This is a genomic window from Pseudonocardia sp. HH130630-07, assembly GCF_001698125.1.
GTDB lineage: Bacteria > Actinomycetota > Actinomycetes > Mycobacteriales > Pseudonocardiaceae > Pseudonocardia.
In genome coordinates this window covers 5,727,133-5,741,344 of the sequence record NZ_CP013854.1, presented here as the reverse complement: position 1 = coordinate 5,741,344, position 14,212 = coordinate 5,727,133, and the positions used below count along the sequence as shown (strand labels likewise).

General features: G+C 74.0%; 13 protein-coding genes. 12 read left to right on the top strand and 1 reads right to left on the bottom strand.

The window, feature by feature from the left end:
* Window positions 1-53 precede the first annotated feature (53 nt).
* On the top strand, window positions 54-656 hold the full coding sequence (locus tag AFB00_RS27095; protein ID WP_068800721.1) for a GNAT family N-acetyltransferase: 603 nt from the start codon (window positions 54-56) through the stop codon (window positions 654-656).
* A 120-nt stretch (window positions 657-776) separates the two neighbouring features.
* Window positions 777-1,790 carry an alpha/beta hydrolase fold domain-containing protein gene (locus AFB00_RS27090; protein ID WP_068799533.1) on the top strand — a complete coding sequence of 338 codons (1,014 nt, stop codon included), beginning with the start codon at window positions 777-779 and terminating at the stop codon, window positions 1,788-1,790.
* A gap of 47 nt (window positions 1,791-1,837) precedes the next feature.
* On the opposite strand, the gene AFB00_RS27085 is transcribed toward AFB00_RS27090, so the two are convergent.
* Window positions 1,838-3,328, bottom strand: a complete 1,491-nt coding sequence (locus AFB00_RS27085) for an aldehyde dehydrogenase (RefSeq protein ID WP_068799532.1) — start codon at window positions 3,326-3,328, stop codon at window positions 1,838-1,840.
* Window positions 3,329-3,553: 225 nt separating this feature from the next.
* Here AFB00_RS27085 and AFB00_RS27080 point away from each other — a divergent pair, with 225 nt between their 5' ends.
* The 10 genes from AFB00_RS27080 to AFB00_RS27035 all read left to right on the top strand — a co-directional run bounded on the left by AFB00_RS27080 (window position 3,554) and on the right by AFB00_RS27035 (window position 14,194).
* Complete coding sequence (locus tag AFB00_RS27080; RefSeq protein WP_197519672.1) at window positions 3,554-4,429, top strand: ABC transporter permease; 876 nt, start codon at window positions 3,554-3,556, stop codon at window positions 4,427-4,429.
* A gap of 65 nt (window positions 4,430-4,494) precedes the next feature.
* Complete coding sequence (locus AFB00_RS27075) at window positions 4,495-5,385, top strand: ABC transporter permease (protein ID WP_068799531.1); 891 nt, start codon at window positions 4,495-4,497, stop codon at window positions 5,383-5,385.
* Complete coding sequence (locus AFB00_RS27070; RefSeq protein WP_068799530.1) at window positions 5,382-6,956, top strand: ABC transporter substrate-binding protein; 1,575 nt, start codon at window positions 5,382-5,384, stop codon at window positions 6,954-6,956. Before AFB00_RS27075 ends, AFB00_RS27070 begins: the two co-directional genes overlap by 4 nt.
* Window positions 6,949-7,779, top strand: a complete 831-nt coding sequence (locus AFB00_RS35200) for an ATP-binding cassette domain-containing protein (RefSeq protein ID WP_068799529.1) — start codon at window positions 6,949-6,951, stop codon at window positions 7,777-7,779. The genes AFB00_RS27070 and AFB00_RS35200 overlap by 8 nt, the downstream gene beginning before the upstream one ends.
* Window positions 7,776-8,567 (top strand): ATP-binding cassette domain-containing protein, encoded by a 792-nt coding sequence (locus tag AFB00_RS35195; protein ID WP_068799528.1) that lies wholly within the window; start codon window positions 7,776-7,778, stop codon window positions 8,565-8,567. Before AFB00_RS35200 ends, AFB00_RS35195 begins: the two co-directional genes overlap by 4 nt.
* Window positions 8,564-9,694: a C45 family autoproteolytic acyltransferase/hydolase gene (locus AFB00_RS27055; protein ID WP_068799527.1), complete on the top strand. Its 1,131-nt coding sequence runs from the start codon at window positions 8,564-8,566 to the stop codon at window positions 9,692-9,694. The genes AFB00_RS35195 and AFB00_RS27055 overlap by 4 nt, the downstream gene beginning before the upstream one ends.
* The gene (locus AFB00_RS27050; RefSeq protein WP_197519671.1) at window positions 9,691-10,830 is read left to right on the top strand and encodes a CaiB/BaiF CoA transferase family protein; all 1,140 of its coding nucleotides are present in this window, start codon (window positions 9,691-9,693) and stop codon (window positions 10,828-10,830) included. Before AFB00_RS27055 ends, AFB00_RS27050 begins: the two co-directional genes overlap by 4 nt.
* The gene (locus AFB00_RS27045) at window positions 10,827-11,576 is read left to right on the top strand and encodes an IclR family transcriptional regulator (RefSeq protein WP_083275861.1); all 750 of its coding nucleotides are present in this window, start codon (window positions 10,827-10,829) and stop codon (window positions 11,574-11,576) included. The genes AFB00_RS27050 and AFB00_RS27045 overlap by 4 nt, the downstream gene beginning before the upstream one ends.
* Window positions 11,577-11,591: 15 nt before the next feature.
* On the top strand, window positions 11,592-12,722 hold the full coding sequence (solA, locus tag AFB00_RS27040) for an N-methyl-L-tryptophan oxidase (protein ID WP_068800718.1): 1,131 nt from the start codon (window positions 11,592-11,594) through the stop codon (window positions 12,720-12,722).
* Window positions 12,719-14,194, top strand: a complete 1,476-nt coding sequence (locus tag AFB00_RS27035; protein WP_068799526.1) for an amidohydrolase — start codon at window positions 12,719-12,721, stop codon at window positions 14,192-14,194. Before solA ends, AFB00_RS27035 begins: the two co-directional genes overlap by 4 nt.
* Window positions 14,195-14,212: the final 18 nt, after the last annotated feature.

Sequence of the window (14,212 nt, the reverse complement as noted above, 5' to 3'; positions counted from 1 at the left end):
CCACGCCGCACGACCCGCTCGCGCCGGGCCGGTCCCGGGGCGAGGATCCCCGCATGAGCCAGGCGACGCTGCGCACCGGACGGCTGGTCCTGGCCCCGCTGGCCGAGCGCCACCTCCCGCACGAGATCGAGCTCGACGCGGACCCCGAGGTCATGCGTCACCTCGGCCCGCCGCGCACCCGCGAGGAGGTCGTGGCGCGGCACCGCGAGCGCCTCGCCGTCGCGGCGCGCACCCCGGGGCTCGGTTTCTGGGCCGGCCATCTCGGCGGCGCGAACGGTGCGAGCAGCGGGAACGGCGAGGAGGGCGAGTTCGTGGGGTGGTGGATCCTCGAACCTCCCGAACGGGCCGGGCACGGCCACGACCGGGCCGTGGCCGAGATCGGCTACCGCCTCCTGCCCCGGTTCTGGCGGCGCGGCCTGGCCTCGGAAGGGGCCCGCGAGCTCCTCCGGCACGGGTTCGACGACCTCGGCCTGAGCCGGGTGTTCGCCGAGACGATGGCGGTGAACGAGGCGTCCCGCGCCACCATGCGCTCCATCGGGCTCAGCCACGTCCGCACCTTCCACCCCGGCTGGGACCATCCGCTGCCCGGCAGCGAGCACGGCGAGGTCGAGTACGCGACGACCCGGGCACGGTGGCTCGCGTCCGGCGGCCGGTGACCCGGACGGACGGCGCCCCCGCCGGCGAGCGGGGGACCGGTCCCGCGCCCGTCGCCGGTCACCGTTGCGTGGTGGCACCCTGGCGGTGATCGTCCACGCCCGCCGACGGAGGAGCCGCCCGTGACCGAAGAGCCGACGACGTCCGTCTACCCGGACACCCCGGCGCACCCGCCGTTCGACGCGGAGCTGTCGGTGGCCCTCGACGCACGCCCTCCGCTGATGGCGGCCCCGGTGTCGGCGGCCAACCTGCAGGAGAAGCGGCAGCTGCTGCGCGACGGGGCTCTGCGCCGGGGTGCGGAGCCGGTCGACCTGACCGCGGGCGGCCTGGTCCGGGTGGAGGAACGGGTGGTCCCGGGCCCGGAGGGTGCCCCGGACCTCACGGTGCTGGTGCTGAGCCCGGCCCGGATCGACACCCCGGTGGCCGGGATCTATCTCGTGCACGGCGGCGGCATGGTGATGGGGGACCGCAGCACCGGGGTGGAGGGCTGGCTGCCCCACGTCGTCGACGGCGGCGCCGTGCTGGTGTCGGTGGAGTACCGGCTCGCGCCCGAGCATCCCGACCCGGCCCCCGTGGAGGACGTGTACGCCGGTCTGGTGTGGATGGCGGGCGCGGCCGCCGACCTGGGCGTCGATCCCGAGCGGCTGCTGATCGCCGGGGTCAGCGCGGGCGGCGGGCTCGCCGCGGGCACGGCACTGCTGGCCCGGGACCGCGGGTACCCGGCGCTGAGTCACCAGGTTCTCGTCTGCCCGATGCTCGACGACCGGTTGCACACCCCGAGCAGCCGGATGCTGGACGGCGTCGGCGCCTGGGACCGCACCAGCAACCTGTTCGGCTGGACGGCCCTGCTCGGCGAACGGCGGGGCGGGCCGGACGTCTCGGACTACGCGGCACCGGCCCGCGCGGAGAACCTGCACGGCCTGCCCCGGACCTACCTCGACACCGGTTCGTCGGAGACGTTCCGCGACGAGGTGCTCGACTACGCCACCCGGCTGTCCGGGGCCGGGGTAGGCGTCGACCTGCACATGTGGGGCGGTGCGTTCCACGGCTTCGACGGGCTCGCCCCCGAGGCCGCGCTGTCACGCGCCTCCCGGGCGACCCGCGACGAGTTCGTGCGCCGCGCGATCGCCGGGTGAGCGCCCGTCCCGCCGGCCCGGGTCCGGACCGGCGGGACGGGACGGGCTCAGCCCGGGAAGTCCGACGGCTTCGCCTCGAAGATCATCGTCTTGTTCTCCAGGTACGGGAGCAGCCCGTCGACGCCGCCCTCGCGGCCGGTGCCGGACTGCTTGAACCCGCCGAACCCGATGCCGAAGTCGGTGCGGAAGTTGTTGTGCCCCACCGTCCCGGCTCGCAACCGGCCGGCCACGGCGCGGGCCCGGTCGGCGTCGTGGGTGAACACCGCGGCGTTGAGGCCGTAGATCGTGTCGTTGGCGATCCGGATCGCGTCCTCCTCGTCGTCGGCCGGGATCACCGACAGCACCGGCCCGAAGATCTCCTCCTGGGCGATGGCCGAGGAGTTGTCGACGTTGGAGAACACCGTCGGCTCGACGAACCAGCCGCGGTCCAGGTCCTTCGGGCGCCCGCCGCCGGTGACCAGCGTCGCGCCGTCGGAGATCCCTCGGGCGATGTAGCTCTCGACCCGGTCGCGCTGGCGTTCCATGGCCAGCGGGCCCATCTGGGCGTTCGGGTCGAACGGGTCGCCGAGCCGGACCTGGGAGAACGTGCCGCCGAGGGCCTCGGCCAGCTCGTCGTGCCGCCGCCGCGGGACGACGATGCGGGTCAGCGACGAGCAGACCTGGCCGGACAGGAAGCACTCGGCGCCGGACAGGCTGGCCGCGGCCTCGGCGAGGTCCATGTCGTCGAGGATCACCGCGGCCGACTTGCCGCCCAGCTCCAGGGTGTAGCGGCCGATGCGCTCGCCCAGGATCGAGGCGATCCGCCGCCCGGCGGCGGTGGACCCGGTGAACGCGATCTTGTCCACGCGCGGGTCGCGGACCAGGGTCTCGGAGACCTCGCGGTCCGCGGTGAGCACGTTGAGCACGCCGGCCGGCAGTCCGACCTTCTCCGCGATCTCGGCCATGATGTACGGCGCGCCGGGCGCCTCGGGCGAGGCCTTGAGGATCACCGTGCACCCGGCGAGCAGCGCCGGGGCGAGCTTGTAGGCGATCAGCGTCATCGGCGCGTTCCACGGGATGATCGCGCCGACCACCCCGACCGGCTCGCGCGAGATCATCCCGTACTTCCCGCCGGCCGTCGGCGTGGCGGCCTCGGTGAAGGCGAAGGTGTCGGCGAGGTCGGCGTAGAAGGAGTACGCGTCCGGTACGCCGCCGAGCATCCCCTGCGCGACGCCGTGCAGGATGCCGGACTCGCGCGGCCAGACCTGGGTGATGTCGTCGGCCCGCTCACGCACGGCGGCGCCGATGGCACGCAGGTACTCGGCCCGCTGGGCGTGGGTCAGGCTCGGCCACGGGCCGCTGTCGAACGCGGCCCGTGCGGCGGTGACGGCGCGGTCGACGTCGGCGTTCTTCGCCTCGGGGACCTGGTAGTAGACCTGCTCGGTGGCCGGCTCGATGACCGAGATCCGGTCGCCGGACGACGGCGCGACCCACTCGCCGCCGATGTAGAAGGAGTCGAGGCCGGTGATCGGCGCCGTCCTGTCGCTGGTGATGCTCATCGGGTGTCGGACCTCCGCTGGTCGCCCGTCGCTCGTGACCGTTCCGGTTGCCTTCCGAGCGTGACAGGACGGACACGACTCCGCTACCGCGAGGTTTATTTGGTCAGGTAGCCGCAGATGCGGTTCTTCGTGGCCGGCCACGGGATCGGCCCATTGACCGGCCGTCGTCGCGCGTCCTAGCTTGTCTGTAAATACGGAGGGCGAGGCATATATATGGACGCAACGGTGCGTTTCCTGGCCGGACGGGTGCTGGCGTCGGCGCTCGTGCTCGTCCTGCTGTCGCTGCTCGTGTTCCTGATGGTCCGGTTGATCCCCGGTGACCCGGCCGCGCAGTACTTCAGCGCCGGTGACCCGGACCCGGCCCAGGGCGCCGAGGTCCGCGCGATGCTCGGTCTCGACCAGCCGTGGCCGGTGCAGTACGCGGAGTGGGCCGGCCGCCTGCTGACCGGTGACTTCGGCCGGTCGATGGCCCAGCCGGTCGACATCAACGCGATGCTGGCCGAACGGCTCCCGGTCAGCCTCACGCTGGCCCTGGTCGCGACGCTGTTCGGCGTCCTGGCCGGGGTGCTCGGCGGGGTCGTCTCGTCCTGGCGTGCCGGGTCGCTGGTGGACGTCTCGATCCAGTCGCTCGGGTTCTTCGCGATCGCCGTGCCCGGTTTCGTCCTCGGCACCCTGCTCATCGCGCTGAACTCCTTCAGCGCGCAGCTCCCGATCGTCGGGTTCGGCTTCTTCGAGGGGCAGCCGGCGACGCAGGCGCTGACCCTGCTCGTCCCCGCCGTCCTGCTCGGCCTGCGCCCGGCGGCGATCATCTGCCGCTACACCCGCAACACCCTGCTCGACACCTACGGCGAGGACTTCACCCGCACGGCGCGGGCGAAGGGCATCGGCTCGGTGCGGCTGGTCACCCGGCACTCGCTGCGCAACGCCATGATCCCGGTGACGACGGTGACCGGGATCGAGCTGGGCGCGCTGGTCGGCGGCACGATCGTGATCGAGGCGGTGTTCGGGCTGCCCGGGATCGGCTCGATGCTGATGTCGGCCGTCAACTCCTCGGACTACCCGACGATCCAGGCCGCGGTGCTCGTCATCGGGGTGGTCTAACTGGTCGTCAACCTCGTGATCGACCTGCTCTACCCGGTCATCGACCCGAGGGTGCGGGTGGCGGCATGAGCCGGGCCGTGGGTTCCCGCCGGCTCCCGGCGATCCTGCTCGCCGGCCTGGTGCTGCTGCTCGTGCTCGGGCTGACGTCCGGCGTGGTCGCGCTGCTCGGCCAGGACGCGTCCCTGCGGATCTCCGACGACGCGTTCGCCGATCCCTCGGCCGCACACTGGCTGGGCACCGACAACCTGGGCCGCGACCGGTTCGCGCGGCTGTGCATCGCCACCGGGTCGATGCTGGTGTCGTCCGCGTCGGCGGCGCTGGTCGCCGCGGTGATCGGGTCGGTGCTCGGCATCGTGGCGGGCTACGCGGGCGGTGTCGTGGACGCGGTGATCATGCGGCTGGTCGACCTGCTGCTCGCGATCCCGTCGATCCTCACCGCGCTGATGGCGGGGGTGACCCTGGGGGAGGACCGTGCGGCCGTCGTGTTCGCGATGGCGGTGATCCTCAGCCCCGGCTTCGCCCGGGTGATGCGCAGCAGCACGCTGTCGCTGCGCTCGCGGGACTTCGTCGTCGCCGCGGAGATCTCCGGGGTGTCCCGGGCCCGGATCGCCGCGACCCACATCCTGCCGAACAGCACGACGCCGCTGCTCGCCCAGTTCGCGTCGGTGGCCTCGGTCGTGGTGCTGCTGGAGTCGGTGCTCAACTTCCTCGGGCTCGGTGTCACCCAGCCGCACCCCGCGGCCGGGCTGATGATCAGCGAGTCGCGCCGCTTCCTGCAGACCGAGCCGTTCATGCTCGTCGAACCGGCGATCGCGATCCTGCTGGTCGCCGCCATGTGGAACCTGCTGGCCGACGGCCTGCACGCCCGGATGTCGCCGAAGACCGTGCTCGGTGTCCCCGGCGGCCGGTCCCGGCACGTCGTGCTGGGCGCCCGGGTGGGGGAGGGGAACCGATGACCCGCAGCGGACCGTCCCGGCGCGAGGTGCTGGCCGGGATCCTGGGACTGGCCGGGGCCGGGTTCGCGGCCGGGTGCTCCGGTGCCGGCGAACCGCCCGCCGGCGCCGGGTCGACGCTGTTCTACGCGATCGACGCGCAGCCGGCCGCCGGTGGCGTCGACCCGTTCCGGGCGTCGAACCTGCCGTCGCGACGGGTGCTGTCGCTGGTCTACGACTCGCTGCTGAGCCGGGGGCCGGACGGCCGGGTCGCCCCCGGTCTCGCCACGTCGTTCACCCACCGCGACTTCACCGAGTTCACCTTCCGGATCCGGCCCGGGGTGCGGTTCGCCGACGGCACGCCGCTCACCGGCGACGACGTCGCCTACACCCTGCGCGCCGTCGCGGGGGGCACCAGCGAGGCGAAGCTCTACCTCGGCGACGTCGAGTCGATCCGCGCGACCGCGACCACGGTGACGGTCGCGCTGGGCAGCCCGAACCCGGCGCTGCTCAACTTCCTGGCCGACCCGAAGGCGTGCTTCGTCGTGAACGCCCGTGCCTACGACGCCGCCACCGACGAGCAGCGCCAGCGCACCTCGTTCGGCACCGCGGCCTTCACCCTCGGCACCTGGTCGGACGGCAACTACCTGCACCTCGACCGCAACCCGCGGTACTGGGAGACCGGCCGTCCGCGGATCGACCGGATCGCCATGCAGGTCGTGCCGGACGAGACGACCCGGTTGTCGCTGGTCCAGCAGCAGACCGTGGACATGGCCTGGTTCGCCGACGCGCAGCTCGCCGTGCAGGCCGAGGCGCTGAGCTACCGGCGGGCCGATCCCGTCCCGACCCAGGGGATCAACGTCTACGTCAACCCGACCTCGGGGCCGCTGGCGGACCGCCGGGTCCGGCAGGCAGTGTCCTGCGCGCTGGACCGCCGCCAGCTCATCGACGTCGCGATGCAGGGCGACGGCGCGCTGTCGTTCGCCTCTGCCCCGGGCACCCCGGGCGTCGCCGACCCGAGCGTGGACACCCCGTTCCACCGTCGCGACGTCGAGCGGGCCCGGCAGCTGCTGGCCGCGTCGGCGCACCCGTCGCCGTCGGTGGCCCTGTCCTACTTCAGCGACTCGGTGACCAACCAGCAGCCCGTCTACGCACTGATGCAGCAACAGCTCGCCGACGCCGGGATCGACCTGGTGCTCCGGCCGACGCCGCTGGCCGCGATGTCGCCGGTGTTCACCTCGGGCGCCCCGTTCACCGACCTGGCCGCCGTGCCCTGGTCCTACCGGTCGGACCCGGCGTTCTACTTCACCTCGTTCCTGGCGGAGTCCGGGGCGCTCAACCACTGGGCCGGCAACCCGGACGCCGAGCGGGCCCGCCGGTTGCTCGCCACCGCCATGACCACGACCGACGAGACCGCCCGCAGCGCGCTGTTCGACCAGCTCAACCGGGAGGTGGCGGAGAACGTGCTGATCATCGTCCCGATGTGTGTGCCGGAGCGGGTCGAGGTGTGGCGCCCGGACGTGGTGGGCGGTTACGTACCCGATCCGCTGGTGACGCGCAGGAACCTCAAGGAGGCGACGGTGGCACGTGGCTGAGGCACCGGTACTCGACATCCGCGGGCTCACGGTCCGCTACGGCGCCGGCGCGGTCGTCGACGACGTCGGGCTGACCGTCGGCGCCGGGGAGGTCGTCGGGCTGATCGGGGAGTCCGGCAGCGGGAAGACGAGCGTCGCGCTGGCCTGCCTGGGCCTGCTGCCCGACGGCGCCGACGCCACCGCGGACCGGTTCGCCGTGGCGGGGCACGATCTCGTCGGGCTGCGCGAGCGCGAGCTGCGCCGGATCCGCGGCCGGCGGATCGCGATGATCTTCCAGGAACCGATGTCGGCGCTGAACCCGTGCCTGAGCGTCGGTGCCCAGCTCGCCGAGGCGGTCCGGCACGAGGGACTGCGCCCGCGGGCCGCGCGTGCCCGCGCCGTCGAGCTGCTCGACCGGGTGCGCATCCCGGAGCCGGACCGGCGCGTCCGCCAGTACCCGCACCAGCTCTCCGGCGGCCAGCGCCAGCGCGTCGTGATCGCGATGGCGGTGGCCGCACGCCCGGACGTCCTGGTCGCGGACGAGCCGACGACCGCGCTCGACGTCACCGTGCAGGCCGACATCCTCGACCTGCTCGCCGAGCTGCGCACCGAGTTCGGGATGGGCATCCTGTTCGTCTCGCACGACCTCGGCGTGATCGCCCGGATCTCCACCCGGGTCCTGGTCATGCACCGCGGCCGGATCGTCGAGACCGGCGCGACCACCGACGTCCTCACCGCGCCCCGGCAGCCCTACACGCGCTGGCTGCTGGCGAGCGTGCCCCGGCCCGACACCCCGGCCCGCACCCCGCTGCCGGTCGGCGGACCGGCGGGGACGGACCGATGACCGCGCCGTTGCTGCAGGTCCAGGACGTCGGGCACCGCTACGGCCGCGGGTCGTCGGCGGTCCGGGTGCTCCGTGGGGTGTCCGCCACCGTCGAGGCCGGCCGCACGCTGGGTGTGGTCGGCGAGTCCGGGAGCGGGAAGACCACGCTGGCGCGGATCGTGATGGGGCTGGAGACCCCCGCGGAGGGCACCGTCCGCTTCGGCGGGACCGCGCTGGAGCCGCGCTCGCACCGGGCGCTGCGGGGCCGGGTGCAGATGGTGTTCCAGGACCCGCACCAGTCGCTGGACCCGCGGTTCCGCATCGGGCGCAGCATCGCCGAGCCGCTGCGCGCGTTGCGCAGGCCCCGGGCCGAGATCCGGGAGCGGGTCCGCGCGATCCTGGTGCGGGTCGGGCTCGGGGCCGACGACGCGCGCCGCCACCCGCACGAGTTCTCCGGTGGCCAGCGCCAGCGCATCGCGATCGCCAGGGCACTGGTGACCAACCCGGAGCTGGTGATCCTGGACGAGCCGACGTCGGCGCTGGACGTGTCCGTGCAGGCCCAGATCCTCAACCTGCTGCTGGACCTGCAGGAGGAGTACCGGGTCGGCTACCTGTTCATCTCGCACGACCTCGCCGTCGTCCGGCACGTCTCGCACGAGGTCGCCGTGCTCGTCGGCGGGGTCGTGGTGGAGCACGGTGACGCCGACGCGATCCTGCGCCGGCCCGCCCACGAGTACACGCAGCGACTGATCGCCTCCTCGCCGTTCCTCCCGGAGACGACGAGCCGACCGCAGGAGGACACCCCGTGACCCAGCCCGGCCTGATCAGCGTGCGCGGCACGTACCCGTCGATGGGCGCCGACTACGGCCGCGCGGCGCGCCCCGCGATCGAGGGCAACCTGGAGTTCTACGGCCGCATCTGGCGCGACCGGGCGGGGCTCTCCGACGCCGACCTGCGGCACTGGGGCGAGGTGTTCGCCGGGCAGGTCCGCGCCTACGACGCCGAGACCGCGGACCTGGTCGACGGCGTCGCCGAGGGCTCCGGCCTGGACCGCCGGCTGGTGTACGCGCTCAACGCGAAGCTCGAACTGCTCTACGGCAGCGGCTACCAGGAGTGCGCGTGCACGTCGCTGGCCGTGCTGGGGTCGCGGACCGCGTCCGGGCACACCCTGCTGGCCCAGAACTGGGACTGGCACCCCGACGTCGGCCCGAACACGGTTCTGCTGTCGACGACCGACACCGAGGGCTTCGGCGTGCTCACGCTCACCGAGGCCGGCCAGGTCGCCAAGTCCGGGCTGAACACCGCCGGGATCGGCGTCTGCGCGAACCTGCTGGTCTCCGACCGCGACACGGCCGGGCCGGGCGTCCCGTACGCGGTCCTGCTGCGCGGGGTGCTGCAGTCCCGCCGGATGTCCGACGCGATCCGCGCGGTGACGGCGCCGCCGCGGGTCGGCTCGGGCAACGTGCTGATGGCGGCCCGCGGCGGGGAGGCGATCGACATCGAGATCGTCCCGGACGACTTCGGGCACCTGCTGCCGCGGGACGGCCTGATCACCCACGCCAACCACTTCGAGTCCGACGTGGTCCGCCGGGTCTCCGCCGGCGACGTCACCCGGGCGACGGCGCGGCTCACCCTGCTGCGGCCCACCCGGGTCCGGCACCTGCTGGTGGACGCGCTGGAGCGCCGCTCGGTCGGTCCCGCGCTGGTGCACGAGGCGCTGAGCGACCACTTCAGCTACCCGGACGGGGTCTGCCGGCACGTCGACCCGCGCGTCGCGTACCCGGACCGGGTCGTCTCGGCGTACTCGTTGATCATGGATCTGGACGACGCGACGCTGCGGGTGACCCCGCACCCGGTCTGCGAGAGCCCCACCGCGACCTACGCGCTCGCCGCGGACGGCGTCGTGACCGTGGCCGGCCCGGAGCCGGCGCCGTGAGCGCCGGCCCGCTGGCCGGGGTGCGGGTCGTCGAGCTGGCCAGCACGTTCATGGTGCCCTACGCGACCGAGCTGATGGCGCAGATGGGGGCCGGGGTGACCAAGGTCGAGCCGCCCGGCGGGGACATCGTGCGCTGGGTCGGGGACCGCACCGGGCGGGGTCTGGGACCGGTGTTCATGAACGCCAACCGGGGCAAGGCCAGTGTCGTGCTGGACCTGCGGGACGACGACGGCCACCGGCGGTTCCTCGAGCTCGTCGACGACTGCGACGTGCTGGTGCACAACCGCACGCCGCGGTCGGTCGCGGCACTGGGCATCGGGCACGCCACCCTCGCCGCGCGCAACCCGCGGCTGGTGACCTGCGCGGTGCGCGGCTACGGGCAGGAGGGCCGCTACCGGGACCGGCCGGCCTACGACGACGTCATCCAGGCCGCGTCCGGGCTGGCGGCGACCCAGACCAACGGCGGCGAGCCCGGCTACGTCCGCACCCCGGTCGCGGACAAGACGACCGGGGTGTTCGCGCTGTCGGCCGTGCTCGCCGCACTGCTGGAGCGCGAGCGGTCGGGCAGCGGCCAGGCCGTCGAGGTGCCGATGTTCGAGTGCATGGCCGCGTTCACGCTGTTCGAGCAGCAGGGCGGGCACGTCCACGACCCGCCGCGCGGCCCCACCGGGTACGCGCGCACCGCGGCCGCGCACCGGCGGCCCTACCGCACGGCCGACGGCGTCCTCGGCGTCACGGTCTACACCGACGAGCAGTGGCGCCGCTTCTTCGCCATCGTCGACCGCCCGGACCTCGCGGCCGATCCCCGGTTCGGGTCGATCGGGGGCCGGACCGAGCACGTCGACGAGCTGTACGGGTTCCTCGCCGAGGTGCTGACCACGCGCAGCACCGCGGAGTGGACGCGGACGCTGGTCGCCGCGGGCATCCCGGCCATGCCGATGCAGGCCCCGGCGGACCTGTTCGACGATCCGCACCTCGCCGACGTCGGGTTCTTCCGGACGGCCGACCAGCCGGGGGTGGGCCGGGTCCGGTACGCCCGGTTCCCGATCCGGTTCTCCCGGACCCCCGCCGAGGGCCCGGGCACGACGAGCGAGCTGGGCGGCGCGGTGCCGCCCGCCGACGAGACGAAGGGGTGAGCACGATCGACTCCCGTACGACCGGTGCCGGGCAGTCCGAGCACCGGACGGTGGCCCGCACCGCGCGGATCCTGGAACTGGTGTCCGAACGGCCCGGCGCGCTGCGCCTCGCCGACCTGACCGAGCGTCTCGCGGCACCCCGGTCCTCGGTGCACGTGCTGGTGCGCGGGCTCATCTCGGTCGGCTACCTGGTCGAGGCCGACGGCCGCTACTCGATCGGTTACCCGCTCGCGGAACTGGTCCGGCCCAGCGAGTCGGGGCTGGTGGAGCTGCTGGGCCCGGAGCTGGACGCGTTGCGGGACCGCACCGGCGAGACCGTCACGCTGGGGCTGTTCGCGGGGGAGAACGTCGTGTACCTCGCCTGCTCCCAGTCCCGGCACTCCGTGCGCTACGTGCCGGAGCTGCGGGTCCGCCGGCCGCTGCTGCCGACGAGCATCGGGAAGCTGCTGCTCGCGACCTGGCCGCAGGACCGCCTGCGCGCCCACCTGCAGGTGCACGGCACCGGTGACCTCGACGCGGACCTCGCGACGGTGGCGACGGTGCGGGCACAGGACCGGGCGTTCAACCGCGGGGAGTCGCTGACCGCGGTGACCGCCGTCGCGCGGCCGCTGGAGGTGGCCGGACGGCGGATCGGGGGCATCAGCGTCGGCGGGCCGAGCGGGCGGGTCGCCGACGACATCGAGCAGATCGACGACGCGCTCGCCGGGGTCGTCCGCGACGACGTCCGGCGCGTGCTGTCCGGCTGAGGAATGGGGAACCGCATGGAGAAGTTCGACGTCGCCGTCGTCGGCATGGGAGCCCTCGGCAGCGCCACCGCCTACCACCTGGCCCGCCGGGGCGCCTCCGTCGTCGCGTTCGAGCAGTTCGAGCTCGGGCACACCCGTGGCGCCTCGCACGACACGTCCCGGATCGTGCGGACGTCCTACGGCAAGCCGCACTACGTGCGCCTGGCGACCTCGGCCTACCGGGACTGGGCGGAGTTCTCCTCCGTCGCCGGCGAGGACTTCGTGACGGTCACCGGCGGCGTGGTCTTCTGCCCGGTCGACGGGCCCTACGACGCGGGCGACTTCACGGCGAGCCTGGACGCCGTCGGCGTCCCGCACGAGCTGCTCGACCCGGACCGGGTGACCGCACGCTGGCCGCAGTTCCGGATCCCCGACGGGGTCGAGACGGTCTACACCCCGGACACGGGCATCGTGCACGCCGCCCGCTCGGTCGCCGCGTTCCAGATGCAGGCCCGGCTGCACGGCGCGGTGGTGCGCGACCGCACGCCGGTGGAGGCGATCGATCCCGGCGGGGCCGGCGTCGTCGTGCGGACGGCGCACGGGCCGGTGCGGGCGCGCAAGGTCGTGCTCGCCACCGACGCCTGGACCGACGCCCTGCTCGCCCCGATCGGCGCCGGCGTGGACCTGGTCCCGATGCAGGAACAGGTCACCTACTTCGCGCCGGCCGATCCCGCGGCGTTCGACCGCACCCGTTTCCCGGTCTGGATCTGGGAGGACGAGCAGTGCTTCTACGGCTTCCCGACCTACGGCGAGCCGACGGTCAAGGCGGCCCGGGACCGGTCGGACAACCTGATGACGCCGCAGGAGCGCACCTACGTGCCGTCGCCGGAGCTGCTGGCGGAGCTGTCGTCGTTCGTGGGGGCGACCGTGCCCGGCGCCGGACCGCCGCTGCGCACCGTGACCTGCCAGTACGCGGTGACGCCGGAGCGCCGGTTCGCCATCGGCCCGGTGCCGGGGCATCCGGACGTGCTGCTCGGCCTGGGCGCCGGGCACGCCTTCAAGTTCACCCCGGCGATCGGCCGGATCCTCGCCGAGCTCGCCGTCGACGGCGGCACCGCGGACGACGTCTCGGCGTTCGCCGTCGACCACGTGCGGAGTGCGGCGTGACCGGGCTGGAGCTGCGCAACGCGCGGTTGCTGGGCGGCGGTGAGCCGGTCGACGTCCGGATCGACGGCGACCGGGTGACGGCCGTGTCCCCCGCGGGTGCGGGGGAGGCACCGGCGGGGGAGAGCGTCGACCTCTACGGTCGCGTGCTCGCCCCGGGACTGTGGGACGCCCACGTCCACTTCACCCAGTGGACGATCCAGCGCTCACGCTTCGACCTGTCCGGGACGGCGAGCGCGGTGGACGTGCTCGACCGGGTGCGTACCGAGCTGGGCCGCGGCGGGCACCCGCCGGGCGCGATCGTGACCGGCTACGGGTTCCGGGACGGCACCTGGCCGGACGTCCCGACGCTGCGGGCACTGGACGAGGTCACCGGGTCGGCACCGGTCGTCCTGGTCGCGGCCGATCTGCACTGCGCATGGCTGAACTCCGCCGCCGCGACCCGGCTCGGCGCCCGCCCGGACGACTCGGGGATGCTGCGCGAGTGGGACTGGTTCGCGGTCGGCCCGACGCTGGCGGCCGCATCGCCCCCCACGGTCGCGGCGTACCGGGAGGCGGCCGAGGCGGCCGCGCGCCGCGGTGTCGTCGGCATCGTCGAGTTCGAGAACACCGACAACCTGGCGCAGTGGCCGGAGCGGGTCGCGGCCGGGGTGGACAGCCTGCGGGTGGAGGCCTCGGTGTGGCCGCACCGGCTCGACGACGCGATCGCCCGCGGCCTGCGCACCGGGGACGCCGTCGAACCGCTCGGCCTGGTCACGATGGGCCGGTTGAAGGTGGTGGTCGACGGGTCGCTGAACACCCGCACCGCCTTCTGCTGGGACCCCTATCCCGGGCTGGACCGGCACGCGGCGCACCCGTGCGGGGTCGCCAGCGTCTCGCCGGAGCGGCTGCGTGAGCTGCTCGTGCAGGCCGACGCGCACGGGATCGGTGGAGCGGTGCACGCCATCGGGGACCGGGCGAACACCGAGGTCATCGACACCTTCGGCGAGCTGGGCATCCCCGGCGTGATCGAGCACGCGCAGCTCGTGCGCGCCGACGACTTCGCCCGGTTCGCCCCGCTGGGCCTGGTCGCGAGCGTGCAGCCCGAACACGCGATGGACGACCGCGACGTCGCCGACCGCCACTGGGCGGGCCGCACCGGGCGGGCGTTCGCCTACGCGTCGCTGCACGCGGCGGGGGCGACGCTGCGGTTCGGGTCGGACGCGCCGGTCGCCGTGCTCGACCCGTGGTTCGCGATCGCCGCGGCGACCACCCGCAGCCGTGACGACCGCACTGCCTGGCACCCCGAGCAGCGGGTGTCGCGCGACGTCGCGCTCGCCGCGAGCATGCGCGGCCGCACCCGGGTCGAGATCGGTGACGTCGCCGACCTGGCGATCCTCGACGCCGACCCGCGCACGGTGCCCGACGACCGGCTGCGCGGGCTGCCCGTCTCCGGGACGCTGGTCGGTGGTCGCTGGACCTGGCGCGAGCGCTGAACCGGTCGCCGGCCGTAC